1 protein-coding gene is annotated in these 279 nt (G+C 51.6%); it reads right to left on the bottom strand.

The genetic code is table 11. The annotated features are described in order from the left end of the window. The coding region (locus tag ACLI09_RS18115; RefSeq protein ID WP_411421048.1) for a T9SS sorting signal type C domain-containing protein at positions 1-279 on the bottom strand (279 nt) is incomplete at both ends.

Genomic DNA, 279 nt, shown 5'->3' with positions numbered 1-279 from the left:
ACCACACCCTTGTCGGTGGTGATTTCTACTATAAGTACCTGCTGCTGTACGTTTAGGTTGCCTGTAACCGTTTCGGTAGCGTTTATGCCCTCCTGGGTGTACAGTTGCCTTCCGCGCACGTCAAATACTTTTACGCCACCCATAAGGGCTGTGCCGGTGTTGATGCTTATAGCCTCGCCCTGCTTAAACACAACTACACTGTTTGCATCAAGTATTGGCGTAGTGCCAAGGGCCGATGCCTGGTAGTGTACCTCAAAGCGGCCTTCAAAGTTGCCTGCC

Origin of the sequence: Flavobacterium sp. RHBU_24, assembly GCF_046613695.1 — a bacterium.
GTDB lineage: Bacteria > Bacteroidota > Bacteroidia > Flavobacteriales > Flavobacteriaceae > Flavobacterium.
This window is presented reverse-complemented; position numbering and strand designations above follow the sequence as displayed.